24 protein-coding genes are annotated in these 15,314 nt (G+C 44.5%); 4 read left to right on the top strand and 20 right to left on the bottom strand.

Annotated elements, in window-relative coordinates:
* Positions 1 to 11 precede the first annotated feature (11 nt).
* Positions 12 to 542 carry an NfeD family membrane protein gene (locus tag CF394_RS08850; protein WP_094943058.1) on the bottom strand — a complete coding sequence of 177 codons (531 nt, stop codon included), beginning with the start codon at positions 540 to 542 and terminating at the stop codon, positions 12 to 14.
* Positions 543 to 703: 161 nt separating this feature from the next.
* On the opposite strand from CF394_RS08850, the gene CF394_RS08845 reads away from it, so the two are divergent.
* Both CF394_RS08845 and nfsA read left to right on the top strand, forming a co-directional pair.
* Positions 704 to 2,017: a short-chain fatty acid transporter gene (locus tag CF394_RS08845; RefSeq protein ID WP_094943056.1), complete on the top strand. Its 1,314-nt coding sequence runs from the start codon at positions 704 to 706 to the stop codon at positions 2,015 to 2,017.
* 91 nt (positions 2,018 to 2,108) lie between these two features.
* Positions 2,109 to 2,840: an oxygen-insensitive NADPH nitroreductase gene (gene nfsA, locus CF394_RS08840; RefSeq protein WP_094943055.1), complete on the top strand. Its 732-nt coding sequence runs from the start codon at positions 2,109 to 2,111 to the stop codon at positions 2,838 to 2,840.
* A gap of 42 nt (positions 2,841 to 2,882) precedes the next feature.
* Here the strand turns inward: nfsA and CF394_RS08835 are convergent, their stop codons facing one another.
* The 18 genes from CF394_RS08835 to CF394_RS08750 all read right to left on the bottom strand — a co-directional run bounded on the left by CF394_RS08835 (position 2,883) and on the right by CF394_RS08750 (position 12,946).
* Positions 2,883 to 3,077, bottom strand: coding sequence for a hypothetical protein (locus CF394_RS08835; protein WP_094943053.1), 195 nt, complete (start codon positions 3,075 to 3,077; stop codon positions 2,883 to 2,885).
* Positions 3,078 to 3,173: 96 nt separating this feature from the next.
* On the bottom strand, positions 3,174 to 4,529 hold the full coding sequence (locus tag CF394_RS15950; RefSeq protein WP_207761700.1) for a hypothetical protein: 1,356 nt from the start codon (positions 4,527 to 4,529) through the stop codon (positions 3,174 to 3,176).
* The gene (locus CF394_RS08825; protein WP_094943052.1) at positions 4,526 to 5,032 is read right to left on the bottom strand and encodes a class I SAM-dependent methyltransferase; all 507 of its coding nucleotides are present in this window, start codon (positions 5,030 to 5,032) and stop codon (positions 4,526 to 4,528) included. The genes CF394_RS15950 and CF394_RS08825 overlap by 4 nt, the downstream gene beginning before the upstream one ends.
* 86 nt (positions 5,033 to 5,118) lie before the next feature.
* Positions 5,119 to 5,766 (bottom strand): SDR family oxidoreductase, encoded by a 648-nt coding sequence (locus CF394_RS08820; protein ID WP_094943050.1) that lies wholly within the window; start codon positions 5,764 to 5,766, stop codon positions 5,119 to 5,121.
* A gap of 37 nt (positions 5,767 to 5,803) precedes the next feature.
* The gene (locus tag CF394_RS08815; protein ID WP_094943049.1) at positions 5,804 to 6,007 is read right to left on the bottom strand and encodes a hypothetical protein; all 204 of its coding nucleotides are present in this window, start codon (positions 6,005 to 6,007) and stop codon (positions 5,804 to 5,806) included.
* 65 nt (positions 6,008 to 6,072) lie between these two features.
* Positions 6,073 to 6,576: a VanZ family protein gene (locus CF394_RS08810; RefSeq protein WP_094943047.1), complete on the bottom strand. Its 504-nt coding sequence runs from the start codon at positions 6,574 to 6,576 to the stop codon at positions 6,073 to 6,075.
* Positions 6,577 to 6,645: 69 nt separating this feature from the next.
* On the bottom strand, positions 6,646 to 7,377 hold the full coding sequence (locus CF394_RS08805; protein ID WP_094943046.1) for an SDR family NAD(P)-dependent oxidoreductase: 732 nt from the start codon (positions 7,375 to 7,377) through the stop codon (positions 6,646 to 6,648).
* Between the two features lie 33 nt (positions 7,378 to 7,410).
* On the bottom strand, positions 7,411 to 7,770 hold the full coding sequence (locus CF394_RS08800; protein ID WP_094943044.1) for a hypothetical protein: 360 nt from the start codon (positions 7,768 to 7,770) through the stop codon (positions 7,411 to 7,413).
* Complete coding sequence (locus tag CF394_RS08795) at positions 7,767 to 7,967, bottom strand: hypothetical protein (RefSeq protein WP_094943043.1); 201 nt, start codon at positions 7,965 to 7,967, stop codon at positions 7,767 to 7,769. The genes CF394_RS08800 and CF394_RS08795 overlap by 4 nt, the downstream gene beginning before the upstream one ends.
* Positions 7,960 to 8,532, bottom strand: coding sequence for a sugar O-acetyltransferase (locus CF394_RS08790; RefSeq protein WP_094943041.1), 573 nt, complete (start codon positions 8,530 to 8,532; stop codon positions 7,960 to 7,962). The genes CF394_RS08795 and CF394_RS08790 overlap by 8 nt, the downstream gene beginning before the upstream one ends.
* 106 nt (positions 8,533 to 8,638) lie before the next feature.
* The gene (locus tag CF394_RS08785; RefSeq protein WP_094943040.1) at positions 8,639 to 9,040 is read right to left on the bottom strand and encodes an RDD family protein; all 402 of its coding nucleotides are present in this window, start codon (positions 9,038 to 9,040) and stop codon (positions 8,639 to 8,641) included.
* Positions 9,041 to 9,057: 17 nt separating this feature from the next.
* Positions 9,058 to 9,459 (bottom strand): thiol-disulfide oxidoreductase DCC family protein, encoded by a 402-nt coding sequence (locus tag CF394_RS08780; protein WP_094943038.1) that lies wholly within the window; start codon positions 9,457 to 9,459, stop codon positions 9,058 to 9,060.
* A 7-nt stretch (positions 9,460 to 9,466) separates the two neighbouring features.
* Positions 9,467 to 10,255, bottom strand: coding sequence for an HAD-IIA family hydrolase (locus CF394_RS08775; RefSeq protein WP_094943037.1), 789 nt, complete (start codon positions 10,253 to 10,255; stop codon positions 9,467 to 9,469).
* 68 nt (positions 10,256 to 10,323) lie between these two features.
* On the bottom strand, positions 10,324 to 10,752 hold the full coding sequence (locus tag CF394_RS08770) for a hypothetical protein (protein WP_094943035.1): 429 nt from the start codon (positions 10,750 to 10,752) through the stop codon (positions 10,324 to 10,326).
* Positions 10,753 to 10,766: 14 nt separating this feature from the next.
* Positions 10,767 to 10,979, bottom strand: coding sequence for a hypothetical protein (locus tag CF394_RS08765; protein WP_094943034.1), 213 nt, complete (start codon positions 10,977 to 10,979; stop codon positions 10,767 to 10,769).
* Between the two features lie 63 nt (positions 10,980 to 11,042).
* Positions 11,043 to 11,681 carry a FusB/FusC family EF-G-binding protein gene (locus CF394_RS08760; RefSeq protein WP_165767518.1) on the bottom strand — a complete coding sequence of 213 codons (639 nt, stop codon included), beginning with the start codon at positions 11,679 to 11,681 and terminating at the stop codon, positions 11,043 to 11,045.
* 31 nt (positions 11,682 to 11,712) lie between these two features.
* Positions 11,713 to 12,156 (bottom strand): hypothetical protein, encoded by a 444-nt coding sequence (locus CF394_RS08755; RefSeq protein WP_094943031.1) that lies wholly within the window; start codon positions 12,154 to 12,156, stop codon positions 11,713 to 11,715.
* A gap of 364 nt (positions 12,157 to 12,520) precedes the next feature.
* On the bottom strand, positions 12,521 to 12,946 hold the full coding sequence (locus CF394_RS08750) for a protein-tyrosine phosphatase family protein (RefSeq protein ID WP_094943029.1): 426 nt from the start codon (positions 12,944 to 12,946) through the stop codon (positions 12,521 to 12,523).
* A gap of 124 nt (positions 12,947 to 13,070) precedes the next feature.
* On the opposite strand from CF394_RS08750, the gene CF394_RS08745 reads away from it, so the two are divergent.
* Entirely contained in the window at positions 13,071 to 13,631 is a 561-nt protein-coding gene (locus CF394_RS08745; RefSeq protein WP_165767517.1) for a sigma-70 family RNA polymerase sigma factor, read from the top strand.
* Positions 13,576 to 14,877 (top strand): DUF4179 domain-containing protein, encoded by a 1,302-nt coding sequence (locus CF394_RS08740; RefSeq protein ID WP_094943026.1) that lies wholly within the window; start codon positions 13,576 to 13,578, stop codon positions 14,875 to 14,877. The genes CF394_RS08745 and CF394_RS08740 overlap by 56 nt, the downstream gene beginning before the upstream one ends.
* A 41-nt stretch (positions 14,878 to 14,918) precedes the next feature.
* On the opposite strand, the gene CF394_RS08735 is transcribed toward CF394_RS08740, so the two are convergent.
* The gene (locus CF394_RS08735; RefSeq protein ID WP_094943025.1) at positions 14,919 to 15,302 is read right to left on the bottom strand and encodes a DnaJ family domain-containing protein; all 384 of its coding nucleotides are present in this window, start codon (positions 15,300 to 15,302) and stop codon (positions 14,919 to 14,921) included.
* Positions 15,303 to 15,314 lie beyond the last annotated feature (12 nt).

The following is a 15,314-nucleotide window of genomic DNA, read 5'->3' as shown; positions in this document are numbered from 1 at the left end:
GTTCATGCCCCCTATAATTTAAATGGTTCGTACTCCTTGACGTAAAACGTCCCTTCTTCCACTTCGACGATCAGCACGGTCTTACCATAAGCGATATCTTCATTCTCGAGGCCTGTGGCTCGCTTCGCGAGATTTCCATTGTTAGTTTCAATCAAGATCTCCCCGTATCCATCTGCTGGAATCGGCACGATGACTTGACCGACCTGCCCAGCAAGTGATTCATCGGTATAAGCGAGTGATACTTCAGCCGATGCGAGTGGAATCAGGACAAAGAAATAAATGAGGATATCGAGTATGACGGCAGCGACCATAGCTGCAATCAGGATCAGCCAACTATTCCAATCTGTCACCCACTCAAGTACCAACCCTACTGCAGAAGTGAGCGTAAAGAACGCAAGCACCAGTGTTGGATGTAGGAAAGGAATCCCTTCACCAATCGCCTCCGTCACATCTCCGAAGAACAGATAGAGAAATGTAATAGCGGCCATCAAGACGAGTATGAAAAAGTAGACTTGTTCCATTGAATATCCGAAAAGTTCCATGATGTATCACCTGCCAAAATCCGTCATTTTTAGTGGTCATCTACTATACGAGTCGACATCCAGAAGGTTTCAAAAAATAGATAAAAAAATTCAACTCTAGTGAATGTTCTGAATTTAAGTTGTACTTCAATTTGTAAAATCTATTTTTTGAGGAGGCATTTATGAAAACCCTTACACGTTTATCAAACCGGATTATGGAGCGTTTTTTACCTAATCCGTATATTTTTGTTGCCCTACTTACTTTAATCGTTTTCGCATTAGGTGTGGGTCTTACAGAGTCAGGCCCGCTGGACATGGTTATATACTGGGGAGACGGCTTCTGGGGACTCTTGATGTTCACGATGCAGATGGTTGTCGTACTCCTAGCTGGACATGTTCTTGCGAGTAGTCCCCCAATCAAAAGAGTGTTAAACAAAATGGCCGGTACCGTAAAAACTCCAGGTGGCGCCATTTTATTAGTCACTATCGTTTCATTAGTTGCAAGCTGGATCAACTGGGGATTTGGCCTCGTCATCGGTGCCTTATTCGCAAAAGAGATTGCTAAGAAAGTAACTACAGTTGATTACCGTTTACTGATTGCGAGTGCGTATTCAGGATTTGTTATTTGGCACGGCGGTCTTGCCGGTTCGATTCCATTATCGATTGCTACACCAGACCATCCGTTCCAAGGCATTATGGGGGTCGTTCCGACTTCAGAAACGATTTTTTCTACATATAATTTAGTAATTGTAGTGGCACTTCTTGTAACGATTCCCTTGTTGAATCGCTGGATGATGCCGAAACCGGAAGATACGCTAACAGTCGATCCGAAACTACTTGAAGACGAAGTGATCCTTGAACGACCTGAGCAGATCACACCAGCGTCTCGAATGGAAGACAGCTACATCCTAACCATTTTAATCGCTGTATTAGGTCTGACTTACCTAGGCTGGCACTTTGTCACAAAAGGGTTCGACTTAAACTTGAACATCGTCAACTTGATTTTCGTTATTCTTGGTATCGCCTTCCACGGAACGCCTCGCAGTTATTTAGCAGCTGTTAACAATGCTGTAAAGACGACAGGTGGGATTATCATCCAGTTCCCGTTCTATGCAGGAATTATGGGAATGATGGTGACATCCGGACTTGCAGGTGTCATTTCGACAGGTATTGTGAGCATTTCGAATGATCACACGTTCCACCTGTTCACGTTTTACGCGGCAGGAGTTGTCAACTTCTTCGTTCCTTCGGGTGGTGGTCAATGGGCCGTGCAAGCACCGATTATGTTAGAAGCGGCATCTGAACTTGGCGTCAGCTATTCAAAAACAGCTATGGCCATCGCTTGGGGAGACGCTTGGACAAACATGATTCAGCCATTCTGGGCTCTTCCGGCACTTGCTATTGCTGGGTTAAAAGCAAAAGACATCATGGGTTATTGTGTATTTGTCCTGATTTTAAGTGGGATTGTCATCAGTCTCGGATTGTTCTTCTTTTAATTCCTAGACATGTACTCGATTCGTTCGAGTGCATGTTTTTTTGTAGGAATGCTAAGATAAATTTACTTACATAGAGAAAGGATGCGTTTTAATGGTATTAGAACTGATGAAAGCCCATGCTTCCGTGCGAGACTATAAAGACCAGCCACTTAGTCGTGAGCAAGTTATTGAATTAGTAGAGGCTGCTCAAATGGCCGCCACTTCCCATTTCGTCCAAGCCTATAGTATTGTCTGGGTGACAGATAAAGAAAAGCGGTCTAAAATTGGGGAGCTTTCTAGCAACCCACAGCAAATGGAGACAGCGGGCGCCGTATTTTTGATGTGTGCGGATTATCGAAGACTTCAACATGCCAGCGAGATGCACGGCGAACCAATCGTCTACGATTACGCCGAGCAATTACTTGTAGCTGTAACTGATGTGGGCTTGCTTGCACAGAATCTCGCGCTTGCTGCAGAATCTCAGGGGTACGGCATCTGCTATATCGGGGGAATCCGAAGTAACATGAAAGCAATTAGTGAACTCGTGGGGCTTCCTAAAGGTGTATTTCCCGTATACGGTCTAACAGTAGGTGTTCCAAATGAACACAATGAAGTAAAGCCTCGCCTTCCAGTTGAAGCAATTCTTCATGAAAATCATTACGATGCGGAAAAGTATCAAGCATTGCTTCCTGCTTATGACGAGACGATTGCAGCGTATTACAAGCGTCGGAGTTCCAATCAGAAGTCGACGACGTGGACAAAACAGATGGCGGATTTCTTGAAAGCTCCTCGTCGTGCAGAAATTACGGAATTTTTGAAGAAACAAGGATACGAGATGAAGTAACCTAAAAAAGCAGCTTTTCCGATTTCTTCGGAGAAGCTGCTTTTATAGTCGGTACCGAATGGTTTCCCAAACAAAGCGAATCTGATCATCAAACGTCGTGACGGTAGAAGTGGGTGTGAAGTGATGTGCCAGCATATAAACAATTCCGACAATCCCTAAACATCCGATTGTGATATAGACGGTGAGTGCCATAAAGCCTTTGAGAACACTCCATACATCGGTAATCAAACTGTACATCCTTCCCCTCCTTACATTCCTTTTATTACCTTTAGTATATAGAAGAAATGTTGCTGTACTATTTCAGTACGTTTAAGAGTTGATTTCGTTACAGTTTCATTTTAATAAGTAAGCGGCGAGTACACATTCATGAATACGCTCCACAGACTCTAATCGAATGAGCCGCTTGATGCCCTCAACAGCAAGTTCCTGTTGTATAGATTCTTCACTTTTCAGGTGAAGTTCCAACCCATGTTCTGAAGCAAGCAAGTTCTTCAACTGAATGTTGTCGCCTGCCATCACGCCTTCATACAGCAGCCACTCACTTTCAAGCTTCGTGAAATCTTGACTCTGTTCGAGTTGCTCGTAGAGACGCTTATGAGGGAACTCTCGTCCATCTTCTGATAACGCTGCACAGCCTCGAGAATCCGCCACTACGAGAAGATCTGATAAGCCTGTCCATTTATGAGCTGCTTGTTGATCTTTAAAAGCGAGAATACTGACATGCTTCTCATCTGTTGGCAAGAATACCAACTGTTCCAGAGGCAACGCTTGATTTGAAAAATGATCTAAGGCTTCCAAAAGACCAGTCGATTCTACCTGGATCTCTCTCCCAGTCTCTGTCTGGACTGTAAATCCGTTTAGCCATTTCTTGAATGCCGGTGCTTTCCGTCGCTTTTCAAACCATTCTTCTAGAGGATTGATTGCTGCTTGCGCATAGTCTTGGGATTCGACTTGAACGATTTCTTTAGAAGGAAGACGAAGGGCTGTCAAATCGCCTCCAAAGACGGCTCCTTGGTCAATATTGATGGTACGTTGCACTTCTAAGGCAACCGGTCTGGGATCGTGTCCCCAAATAATTAATTCAGGTGAGTGGTGGTGAATGGTCCAGTCACCACGTTTCGGCTTTCCGTTTCTCTGCACTCCCACCACTGGCCCGTACCGGCAGTAATCGGCAATTTTCGGAGATTGTTTTCCGATATAGTCATCCCGAATGCCCGCATGGACCGCTACTGCTACAGAAGACCCTTTATCTTGAATCACGTAATGAGACGGTGCATCTAGTAACATGTTTTTGATTCGTTCTTTCAAGCGGTTTGTGGCAAGAGAGCCGTGTTGTTTTTCATAATCCAGAAATTCTTCCTCAACCAGTTCATCGCCGTGCGCCAAAGTGACTTTGCGGCCGTCCAACCAGCGCGCTATCTTCCAGCCATGATTCGAATCAATCATATAAGCGAGCTCTGCTTGGATATGGGCTTCAAAAAACAAGAGGCTGTCGAGTGACCGAGGGCCACGGCTCATGATATCTCCGAGCGACAGGATTTTCCGCCCTTCAGGATGTCGGTACAAGCCATCTGCACTTTGCTTGTAACCGAGCTTCTCAAGAAGTAAGAGCCATTCGTCCATACAACCGTGAATATCTCCTATAATATCGAGACCGTTCCCTAGTTCAATCCATTTGGGTTCCTTCATGGTCGTGTCCACTCCTTTCTAGTGAAGATGACGACCGTCGCGTCCTCTGTCTGTTGAAATCGAAGTGTATAGATCTGATGCGAGTTCATCGTGTGACACCACTCTTGAAACGAGTTGTCTTCCTCTACATTGTGCAGATTTTTTGAATGTATGAGGACGAGATGTTTCGGGAAGTAATCGTGTAAAAATAAGTGAAGGACCGCTTCAAGACGCTGGGATTCCACGCGTTCGAAAAGATCATGTAAGATGATGGAGTCTTTTGCCTTCCACTGGTCGTCGTAATAGAAATAAGAACCCCAAGCGAAGTGGAGAGCTGCTGGTTTGGCATAGCGCTGGAGTCGCGCGAGAGTGTCTACTGAAGAGTCAACAGCCCAAAGCGTTTCAATTTGGGCATTTTTCAAGAGCTCCTGAGTGAGCATTCCCTCTCCCGCTCCGAAATCGACAACCGTCCGTACACGTTGCTGTTTCAGCTCTTTCGCAATCCATTGGTAGGTACTGTGCATGGCGGCGCCTCCTTTTTCTTCAGTATAGCACTGGCTAGAAAAAAGCCGTAGCTGACAGTCCTGTCAGCTACGGCATTTAAAGATTCTTACAATCCACTTTTCAGAGCGTCCCCAAATTCATGGTCTCCATTGACGAGTTCAATGGACTTTCCATAAGTTGAAGAGTCTCCTACAACGTGCGCTAGAGCATGAGCGACATCGTCTCGAGTGATGTCACCCGGCTTTGCATCTTTGCCTGCTGCATAGCGGCCTGTTGGCGCATCGTTCGTCAAAGCACCTGGACGCAGGATTGTCCAATCTAGAGAGGATTCTTCTACGTGATGATCCGCGTAATATTTGGCGACATAATACGGTTTGATTTCGTCACTCCATGTGGAGCGGTCTCCTGCACCGAAGGCACTCAGCATGACATAGCGTTTGACGCCAGCCTGCTCAGCAGCTTCCACAGTTTTGACTGCACCATCTAAATCAATGAGTAATGTCATGTCAGCACCTGTGCTGCCACCAGAACCCGCTGCGAAGATGACCGCATCATAGCCGTTCATTGCTTTCGCTAAATCGTCGACGGAGCCTTCCAGGTCAGCAAGTACTGAGTGAACCCCTTTTTGTTCAAACTCTTTTTGCTGCTCGTCTTTACGAACCATGGCTGTGACTTCATGTGCTTCGTCTTTGTGTAGCGTGTTGACCAATTCTTGTCCGACTTGTCCATTTGCTCCTACTACGAATACTTTCATGTGAAATCTCTCCTTTTCGTTCGATCTCACAGCAACATCAACAGCTCCAGCTTCTCTTTTTTGCCAGATAGGTCACCGATTTTTCCATTGCCATATAGCAGATCACTACAATAACAATAGCCATCAAGGGATGGTCGAGTACAGGAAGACTCGCTTTCATCGCAACCCAGAGACTGCCTAGCATCACGAGGAGGCCTGTAAAAATAGCTGCCCCGTAAAGAAGGCTCTTTGTACATCTCATGTTGTTCCCACCTTTGTTCTTTAACCTATCATACACCTTCTATCCATCACAAATAGAACGTCTTATCACGAAGAGCGGTTTGTTTTTTGTGGATTTAGATAGTTTCGAATCGGCAGGATTAGATGCAGCAAGCGGAACGCCAAGTACCCGACAAACACGCCAACAGTATTGAGTAGCAAGTCATCCACATCAAAGCTACCTACTGCCATGAACCATTGAAGCAGTTCGAGTGCCAGACTAAACAGGAATCCGAAAACTACCGTGACAATCAGATAAGGCTTCCAGCGAAACAATAAAGGAAACAGCAATCCAAAGGGGACGAAACCTAACACGTTTCCTCCTAGATTGGAGATGCGCACGGTCCAAGGAATTCGAGAATCGTTCCAGTACAAGCCAATAGTTTCAAAAAGCGTAAAGTTATTCGTCGTCCATTCACTCGGACGTTGGCGTTCAAAGATGTTGTTGACGGCGCTCTGGGCGTCCATTTCTTTCAGCACGACGAATTGTACGACGAGCGCACAGTAAGCTAGAAATGTGAGCCACAACGCACCTTTCGTAAAAATTCGCATGGTGTCGTGTTCTCCTCAATTGATGGAATAGACTTTCATTCTACAACAAATTTCGAGAACAGACGACTTTTACAAGAGTTCGCTCACACTATAGATTCGGCCATTTTCGATAGGTGGCGCATCTAAAAGTTCAACCAGTGCATCGGCGACTGTCCGCGGTGAGCGGAGATCTCCTTTTTCTTTTAATTCCTGAAAACGCCCTACGTCGGCAAACGCCTCTTCTGAAGAACTGCGGATCGTTTCTTGCATCCCCGTATCCATAACACCCGGATTATAAGCAATAACGCGGTGTTTACTGTTTTCCTGATCGAGCTCTAAGCCTGCCACCTGTGTGTGCATATTGATGGCAGCTTTCGTGCTGTTGTATACGCTCCAGCCTGAAATCGGGCGAGACCCTGCTCCAGACGTAACATTTACAATGGTCAACTGACCATCCCATGATTTCGCTTTCGTAAGCCATACATTTGTCATCAGCATCGGTGCCATGACATTGACGCGAAATGCCGTCTCGACGCGGTCCGGATCTAGTTTTCCGATACGCTCGATTGGATCAATCACGGACGCATTGTGAATTAGGGTCACTTTAGTCGCTCCACTCTTCACGACCTCTTGCCATACATGCTCGGCAGCGGTCAATGGCACTCCTGACTTTGACAAATCGTATAACAGAGACGTGAGACCTTCACGCTTGGCAGTCTCACTTCGTGCAATCCCAATTACGGGAATGCCTTTTTCAAGAAAGCTTTCTACTAATCCTTCTCCAAGACCTTTTGAAGCACCTGTTACTACAGCTAGTTCCATGTCAATTCCCTCCTTCTGTTAGTTGGCGGATGATCATTCCCCTTCGCCTCCAGGAACGTCATGCAAACTGATCTCGTTCTCCAGCGCAGTCAGCATGATTTGATAATCACCCTTTTTATAAAAAGTCGTAGGACCTTGTTCCGCTGTCTTTTCCCATCCGCGTTGCCAGATGATCAAACGGTAACTTAGAGGGACATCTCCATTTCGTTTGGCTTTGTCCCATTCGTAAATGGTCAGACCCTCTGACTGTTCAATGCGCTCTGCTTCTTTTGCGATAGGGAAGCCTGCGTGCGCTTCCGCGGATTGGTACTGACTGTTTTGATATGCATAGAAGATGACGATGGCATTAACTACTAGTAACACAACAAACGCGAGCCACTTCCAACGTTTCATGAGGATTTCCCCTTTCGGTACCTATACGTTTCAAAGATTGCAAGAGCGAGCAACAGCAAAGTCACCAGTATATAAATCCAAAGCGTTCCAACTTCCTGCAAGCGTTCTTTGTAAATAAAAATAAAAATCAATGCCGCAATACTTACGAGATAATGAAAAAACATCAGCATTAAGCGGCGGTCGGATGATTTATTCATGAACGGACTCTCCATTCCATTTTCGAATTGTTCGAGCGGGGTTCCCACCGACGACCATGTCATCTGGGATATCCTTTGTGACAACCGAACCTGAAGCAATCACTACACGGCTTCCAATCGTCACTCCTGGCATGATCATAGCTCCTCCACCAATCCAAACATCGTCTCCAATGACAACGGGCTTGGCAAACTCTCTACCCGAAGAACGTTCAATAGGATCGAGCGGATGGGTGGCCGTATAGATATGAACACCAGGACCGAGCATACAACGGTCTCCAAAACGAATCTCACAAACATCAAGGAACACACAATCAAAGTTGGCAAAGAACGCCGTCCCCGTATGAATGTTATAGCCATAATCTACACGGATTGAAGGCTCGATGACTGGTGGTTCTGCTGTTTCTCCAAACAAGGCTGCCAGTAGTTCCATTCGCCTTTCTGTTTGTTGTGGAAGTGTCTGATTGTAACTATGTACAAGCTCGCGGGCACGCATTCGCTCTGCCACGAGCTGAGGATCGTTGGCTAAGTAAATCTCACCTGCCAACATCTTCTCTTTCTCTGTCATTCCGTCCACTCCCCTTTCTGCCATTATCTCGAAAAACACTGCAAAATACAAAAATCAAAAAAACTGCCGGAGGAATTTCCTCTGACAGTTTTGCTTGAGTGTACAATTAAACTTCTCGAACTACTAAATCGTATTTGCGATCATGTGGAAACTCCGCACCGTCTTCTCCCTCGAAACCACGTCGGTCTTTTAAGTAATCAAACGTACTGAGCGTATCACGATACACAGCGCGTTTCAGGGCTTGTTCGCACGTTGGCACACGTCCATCCTGCGTCTCAAGTTTCAGTCCCATCAGTTTATACCCAAGGGTCTGACCGTTGTTTTTAAATTGGAGTGCTTCAAGTCCCCACATCACGACTGTTGGCAACAACGTAGCATAAACAGCTTCTGCTGAACGGTTCTTTTTCGTCACACCTTTTAGCGCAGCTTCTACTGTTAAAGAAACCGCCGTTGCGACTGCGGTATCAATCAATACCGCTTTTGTTCTCTTTTTTGATAAGTCTTTCATGTCATCCATCCTCTCGTTTAGGCGTCTAAGAATCGAGCACGTACTGCTACTGGGGGAATCGAACAAGCTTCTTTCTTACCGAACCACTTGTAGCGGTTGCGAGCAATCAGTCGGTATCCCGCATCTCTCAAAAATCGAGGGACCACGCGTCCCACACCGAGATACTTCCAAGGCTTGTCTAAGTAGCGGGCCACTCGGAAAGCCGCATCCGATTCTACATAGGCTTTGCCGTTATCAATAAAAATAAAACTATCGGTATCGGCTGGAATCTGTTGCTGTCTCAAAATGGTTTGGGCTTGCTCGCTTTGAAGGGAAGCGAAGTGAATGATTCCCCTCGAATCTCGTTTCCAAATAAATTGCACACTGGAATCACAGAAATTACAGACCCCGTCGTACAATACGATTTGTTCAGGTTTCATGGTGTTCTCACCTTTCGTTTGTGAGGAATGCGGGAAGTTCTTTGACACTTGGTAACGTGATCCAAGGTTTTATATCTGACTGCGCTGCCATCTCTGGCGTCGTCACACCAGTCATGACTAGGACGGTCGGTATACCTGCTCGGTTCCCCATCAAGATGTCGGTCTCTAATCTATCTCCTATCATATAGCACTGATCAGCAGGAAGCTTGAGGAGTTCTGACAATACAAGGTCAGCCATCAGCTTCGATGGCTTCCCACCAATTTCTGTGATAGGCTCTTTCGTCGCTGCTTCTATAGCTGCAATGAGCGTTCCACAGTCTGGCACTTCTCCCCCATCAATTGGACACGTGACGTCTGGATTCGTCGCCACTATGCGCGCCCCGTTGTTCCATGCTTGGTATAGTCTATTCAGTTTATCATAGGTGAACTGCCGGTCCCAACTCAGCACTACGGTCTGTGCTTCTCGCCAGTCTTCTGTCATGACAAGTCCTGCTTGGCTCAGTTCGTCTTTTAGCGGCTGCTCCCCAATGACATAGTGACGATCCCCTTCGTTACCTGAACGCTGCAAATAGATGGCTGTCGCGTAGCAAGAGTTAACTACTTGGTTAACTTCTAAACGAAATCCCATTTTTGTTAATTTCGCATGGTACTCTTCTTGACTTTGAATCGGTTTATTTGTGACGAAAACTACAGAATGCCCCTTCTCTATCAACCAATTGTATGTATCAAGTGCACCTTCAATCATTTCGTTTCCGCGATAAATCGTACCGTCTAGATCAAATAAAAATCCTGCCACAGATACCACTCCTTTTTACCGCTATACCCGCCACGAGTTTCAAAAAAACCGCCCTGCTCACAGGACGGTTACTCATCACGGTATTGTTTAATATGGCTACGCTGATTGCGGAAGGACATTGTCCCCACCACGACAACAAGAAGTCCGACGATACCTAAAAGAATCGTCCAGATGGTTGGGCCGCTTTCTGAAGACTCCGTATAGGTTGCTTGCACGTAAACACCTGGACTGGTCTCTACAGCAATGGCTTCCGATCGATCGACTCCGCGAATCTCATAAAAGAATGTTCCAATAGGAAACGCATTGGATGCCCCAGAGGTCATTTCAGAAGTCTCTTCGGTTACTTCTCCAATGGCCACTCCAATTTCATCTGAAGTGACAGGCTCTGAAGACTTTACTTCGTATACTCGTCCTTCATGGACGACAAATTCATAGGCTGCCGAGACAAGTGGCGCTCCAAGCAGTATGAACAGGATCAAACTATGTATGATTTTCATGCTGTATAACTTCCTTATTCGTAATATTTTTCACGAACAAACAGTTCACTGATCTTCCAAACAGTCCACTGCGCAACTGCGACGCAGAGCATCATCATGACGATACTGACGAGCAGCACTTCTCCACCAGATAACTCTGGAGCGAAAGAGGTCCAAGCCCATTCAGCAAGTTTGAAATAAATAAAAATAAACATGACCCAGAGAACGAAGCGAATAAGAGAAAGCATAGTCGTACACCTCTTCCGTAGAGTATCTACTGCTATAGTTCTACATCTACTAGGTCAATTCCTCTATTTTTGTTTGCGGTTTTCTTCAACAAATGTAGTAATCTGCTCGTAGTTGTCTAAATTTGTATTGCATACAGCTGGATCTTCACAAATGTAGTGACTATAGGAGGTAAAAGCATCCTCGGTCTTCCCCTTCACAGTAGCTGTAAACAAGTTAACTAACGTATGCTGACGACAAATACGGCAAACGCCTTTCACTGTATCCGTCTTCGTGACGCCTTGTAACGTCTGCCACTTTCCATCTTGTTCTAAAACAAAATACTGACGGTGAGTGCCAGAATCTTTCCATGAAAAGTAGCTGACCTCTTTCCAGTCATAAGATGTTAACGGCGGGATTTGTAGTCGTTTTTCTTTTTTAAAGAGACGTTTTAAATCTTCTGCCTCTGGTGCATGAAATGGAATGACATAAGCTTTCACTGCATGCAAGAAAAGGTCTGCATGAGTGCGGTCCGTGATTTCATTCACTTGATCGACAATCGACTGAGTCTCTTGTGATTCGGGAAGTGCCGTACGAAGTTCGGTCTCAATAAGACCTTTAACAGCACCAATAACATCTTTATCCTTCGAAGTAGTTAAAGCATTTAAAAGTTTAGTCGTTTGTTTTGTAAGCAATCGGTAATTCGCAACCGTGAGAAATTCCATAGGGTAATCCCCCTTTCTCACTCTATTGTACCTAATTTCCCAAGTGATTTCCCGGTTCATGCAGTCGGTACCAAAGAGAATAAGAATCTTCTTTTATATCAATATGAGTGCAGTCCTCTGGAGGTAATTCGCCACTAGCCAGATATCCTGCAGAGAGAAATGGTTTTTCAATTTGATTTCCTGGTGAGTCAATCGAATAAACCCCTAAATCTACGCTGTCTATAAGTTTCCAATGCGTCAATCGATTTTGTCCGACTAGGATCATCCATCGTTCACCTGATGCCTCGGTTAGTTTCAGAACTTTTACTTGTTGTCTGCGTGACAAGGAGGCACTATGTACGATTTCATAGTCACTGAAATCTCCGAGCTCTTCTTGCCAATCATCAAAAGAGGCAGACATTGGAATACTAGACATTACAAAATAGACGACGATGCCACTTAACATAAACATACATAATGCGATATACCGTTTCATAGCACCCTCCTTTCCCTCTATTTTACCATTTTTATAAACAAAGAGTATCTAATTAAAAGAAAATTATGTAAACTATAGAAAAGTGAGGGGATACGATTTTCTGGTTACCACTATTTCTATTAATCGTTTTCACTACCATTCAAGCCACTTTTGCTGAACTGGGAGTCGTCCGTTATGGATTGCTTGCGTTACTTACTCACACCATCATCTTAGTTGTCTTTTTCCATGATCACCCTCTCACCTGGATTTTATACATTTTAACTATCCAGATGTGGGCTTTGCCTGTTTCATCGCAACAAATGGCGAGAAGGTCACCTGCAATAAAACATCCCCTTCTAGTCTCTTGCTAGAAGGGGATTGTCAGTTACTTTTCATAAATGTCGAGTAGGGCTTGCTGGAATTCAGGTCTAACTTTTACAGAGTCTCTTACACTCTGAACTTGTTGAATCGCATCTTCAACTGACGATGCGCGTCCCATTTCAAGTAAGACGGCTGCAGCTACTGTTCCTGTTCGACCGCTTCCGCCTTGGCAATGGAAATAAACAGATTTTCCAGCGTCTACATCTGCAACGATTTGTTCTGCTACTTGCTTGACGGTATTCGCTTGGCCTTCCCCATCTTCGATAAGAGGCAATGACACACTTTCAGGCGTCGATAGTTCACCGCGATCTTTGGCTTCTGCTCGCAAATCATAAATCACATTGACCTGTTCATTTTTTGCTACTTCCTGCGCAGCGTCTGCTCCACCTATATAGACTTTCCCTGGTAATAATTCGTTATAAGTTGCCATTCCTATCCCTCCATTTCTCTTCTATTACTATACCCGCTCTGCTTCTACGTACGCATCAAAAAAATCTGAAATAAAGTGAACGTTTCTTGGTATGCTGTGTCTAATGAGTAAGGAGGTGGTCGATGTGGATACAGAACTGGTTGAACGAGCTAAGTCTCGTGATGAAATAGCATTTCTAACATTGATTCAAACCGTTCAAAACGATTTATATCGAACAGCATTTGCATTTTTACAGAACGAACACGATGCACTCGAGGCAGTTCAAGAAGTGACCGTGCGCGTTTACCAGCAACTGCCAAAGCTTCGACAACCTGCATATGCGAAAACTTGGATGATACGCATTATGATCAATTACTGCCATGACCAACTTAAAAGAAAGCGTCAGGTACTCCCTCTATTTAATGCAGTGGAACGAGGACAGACCAGAGCTGCAGAATTTCCTTTTTTCGAATTAATACAAACATTGCCTAAAGATAGGCAGCGATTGCTCTATTATCGCTACTACATTCAAGCATCTATCGAAGAAATCGCTGCAATCGAAACTATTCCTGTAGGTACCGTCAAATCTCGTATTCATAAGAGCTTAGAGCTTCTCCGCAACAAATTAACCAATCAAGGAGGCGATCGCGATGTCTTTGAACGACAACTGGACTACACAAGCTCAGCACGAACTAGACAAGATTAAGATTCCACAAGAGGCTTTGGATCAAGCTGTGAGGCAAGGCGCTAGAAAAGCCAAACAACGTCGCACAACTCGTCACGTCTTGTGGCCGACGCTCGTTTCGGTCGCTCTAATTGTTCTTTTTGTCATATCTATACGAGTCTCTCCAGCCTTTGCTTCCGCAGTGAGCCAGTTACCTGGAATGGAGCGAATTGTTGCGTATGTTCAAGGAGCAGACGATCGAGGACTTATGAGTGCTATTCAAAACGATTACTACCAACCAATAGGTCTTTCACAAGAAGTGAATTATAAAACCCTGACAATAGACGGCGTGATACCGGACGAGCAAGGGATGGTGGTGTTCTACACTATTGAATCTGCAGACAATGTGAAGTTTGGGAGAGAGAGTCATAAAATTTATGCGAATGAAATGAATATACCTTCTAGTTATAACTACAATAATCCAGATGCACAGAAACAAGGACGTTTTGAGGATACTGTTCATTTTCACTATGAAGATCCCGTCGATGTTGCAACGGTTAAGTATACTTTCGAAGTACAATTAAAAGATGCCAAAGAAACTACGTTCTCAATTGACTTTGAATTACCAAATCCTATGAAACCTTCAAAAGTCTATACGCTTAATCAAGATATTAGAATTGACGGCAATACGCTGCATTTTAAAGAGGCCATCGTTTCACCTCGTAATGTCGGGATTACTATTTCTTACGATGCAGAGAATCCTGATACAATTTACAATATCGAGAAAATGGAACTAAGAGATCAAAAAGGGGAAGTCTGGGGCACAATTCAGAATGGAGTTACGGGCACGTTCAATGAAGATAACACTGAAATAACCTACTATTACCAAAGTAGCTATTTTGATAAGCCTGAACAGCTCACTTTATTTATTGATCGAGTTCAAGCTTTACCTAAAGGAGAAGATTATTTATTAGTCAATTTTATTGAACGCAAGGTCTTATATGCACCTCCTTATGCAGATTTAAAAGTAACCGTGACAGGGGATAATTCATTAACACTTAATATGCAACAAGTAAACGATTCTTTTTCCCATGGAACTCTTTGGACTGCTCATACAGAAACTCAAGAGAAAGTCTTTCTTGCAAGCGAAGGGTTCTCAACTCATGATGGACGCCATCATGTAGAGGCTCAGTACGAAATTGATGCGTTCGTGGGAGATACCAAAATCGAATTCAATGCATACCCACACTACTTAGAAGGGTCTGCTGAAATCCAAATCATCAAATAATGATGAAAACAGTTCTCCTCATGATAAGGAGAACTGCTTTCTCATTGCCAGCGAGCACAGGCAGCCTCTAAATTGTCCATCCGCACCGAGCCCTTTTGCATGGGCGGTGGGCATTGCTGATTGTATTTATAGACTTTGTCATTGATTTGTTTTAAACGCAGTTCTGCATCTCGCTTTTTTCCTGCTTCCATGTCGCGGTGAAGATTCTGGAGGCCATCTCGGATTTCATGTTGTAACTCTAACCAGTACGGTTTGTAACCTTGTTCTCTTGCAATGCGTTGAAAGTTTTGAAAAACATCTCCTGACAGGTACTCTTCAGAAAGAGGTTTTCCCGTTCCCGGAAGATTGTCCATGCCACCAGTTTTCGAGTATTCTTTCAAGATTTCTCCTATTAGATCCGTAAACAATGGTTTTTCTTCACTCATCTTGTCCGCCTC

It is taken from the genome of Tetzosporium hominis (assembly GCF_002265435.1).
Classification (GTDB): domain Bacteria; phylum Bacillota; class Bacilli; order Bacillales_A; family Planococcaceae; genus Chryseomicrobium; species Chryseomicrobium hominis.
This window is presented reverse-complemented; position numbering and strand designations above follow the sequence as displayed.

What these genes read in the sequence shown, in the direction of transcription:
- CF394_RS08740 (WP_094943026.1), top strand. Translation starts at nt 13,576, where the DNA reads ATGTCTTTGAACGACAACTGGACTACACAAGCTCAGCACGAACTAGAC.
- CF394_RS08770 (WP_094943035.1), bottom strand. Translation starts at nt 10,752, where the DNA reads ATGAAAATCATACATAGTTTGATCCTGTTCATACTGCTTGGAGCGCCA.
- CF394_RS08765 (WP_094943034.1), bottom strand. Translation starts at nt 10,979, where the DNA reads ATGCTTTCTCTTATTCGCTTCGTTCTCTGGGTCATGTTTATTTTTATT.
- CF394_RS08785 (WP_094943040.1), bottom strand. Translation starts at nt 9,040, where the DNA reads ATGAAAGACTTATCAAAAAAGAGAACAAAAGCGGTATTGATTGATACC.
- CF394_RS08735 (WP_094943025.1), bottom strand. Translation starts at nt 15,302, where the DNA reads ATGAGTGAAGAAAAACCATTGTTTACGGATCTAATAGGAGAAATCTTG.
- CF394_RS08755 (WP_094943031.1), bottom strand. Translation starts at nt 12,156, where the DNA reads ATGAAACGGTATATCGCATTATGTATGTTTATGTTAAGTGGCATCGTC.
- CF394_RS08760 (WP_165767518.1), bottom strand. Translation starts at nt 11,681, where the DNA reads ATGGAATTTCTCACGGTTGCGAATTACCGATTGCTTACAAAACAAACG.
- CF394_RS08845 (WP_094943056.1), top strand. Translation starts at nt 704, where the DNA reads ATGAAAACCCTTACACGTTTATCAAACCGGATTATGGAGCGTTTTTTA.
- CF394_RS08825 (WP_094943052.1), bottom strand. Translation starts at nt 5,032, where the DNA reads ATGCACAGTACCTACCAATGGATTGCGAAAGAGCTGAAACAGCAACGT.
- CF394_RS08800 (WP_094943044.1), bottom strand. Translation starts at nt 7,770, where the DNA reads ATGAAACGTTGGAAGTGGCTCGCGTTTGTTGTGTTACTAGTAGTTAAT.
- CF394_RS08780 (WP_094943038.1), bottom strand. Translation starts at nt 9,459, where the DNA reads ATGAAACCTGAACAAATCGTATTGTACGACGGGGTCTGTAATTTCTGT.
- nfsA (WP_094943055.1), top strand. Translation starts at nt 2,109, where the DNA reads ATGGTATTAGAACTGATGAAAGCCCATGCTTCCGTGCGAGACTATAAA.
- CF394_RS15950 (WP_207761700.1), bottom strand. Translation starts at nt 4,529, where the DNA reads ATGAAGGAACCCAAATGGATTGAACTAGGGAACGGTCTCGATATTATA.
- CF394_RS08750 (WP_094943029.1), bottom strand. Translation starts at nt 12,946, where the DNA reads ATGGCAACTTATAACGAATTATTACCAGGGAAAGTCTATATAGGTGGA.
- CF394_RS08850 (WP_094943058.1), bottom strand. Translation starts at nt 542, where the DNA reads ATGGAACTTTTCGGATATTCAATGGAACAAGTCTACTTTTTCATACTC.
- CF394_RS08820 (WP_094943050.1), bottom strand. Translation starts at nt 5,766, where the DNA reads ATGAAAGTATTCGTAGTAGGAGCAAATGGACAAGTCGGACAAGAATTG.
- CF394_RS08815 (WP_094943049.1), bottom strand. Translation starts at nt 6,007, where the DNA reads ATGAGATGTACAAAGAGCCTTCTTTACGGGGCAGCTATTTTTACAGGC.
- CF394_RS08790 (WP_094943041.1), bottom strand. Translation starts at nt 8,532, where the DNA reads ATGACAGAGAAAGAGAAGATGTTGGCAGGTGAGATTTACTTAGCCAAC.
- CF394_RS08795 (WP_094943043.1), bottom strand. Translation starts at nt 7,967, where the DNA reads ATGAATAAATCATCCGACCGCCGCTTAATGCTGATGTTTTTTCATTAT.
- CF394_RS08810 (WP_094943047.1), bottom strand. Translation starts at nt 6,576, where the DNA reads ATGCGAATTTTTACGAAAGGTGCGTTGTGGCTCACATTTCTAGCTTAC.
- CF394_RS08835 (WP_094943053.1), bottom strand. Translation starts at nt 3,077, where the DNA reads ATGTACAGTTTGATTACCGATGTATGGAGTGTTCTCAAAGGCTTTATG.
- CF394_RS08805 (WP_094943046.1), bottom strand. Translation starts at nt 7,377, where the DNA reads ATGGAACTAGCTGTAGTAACAGGTGCTTCAAAAGGTCTTGGAGAAGGA.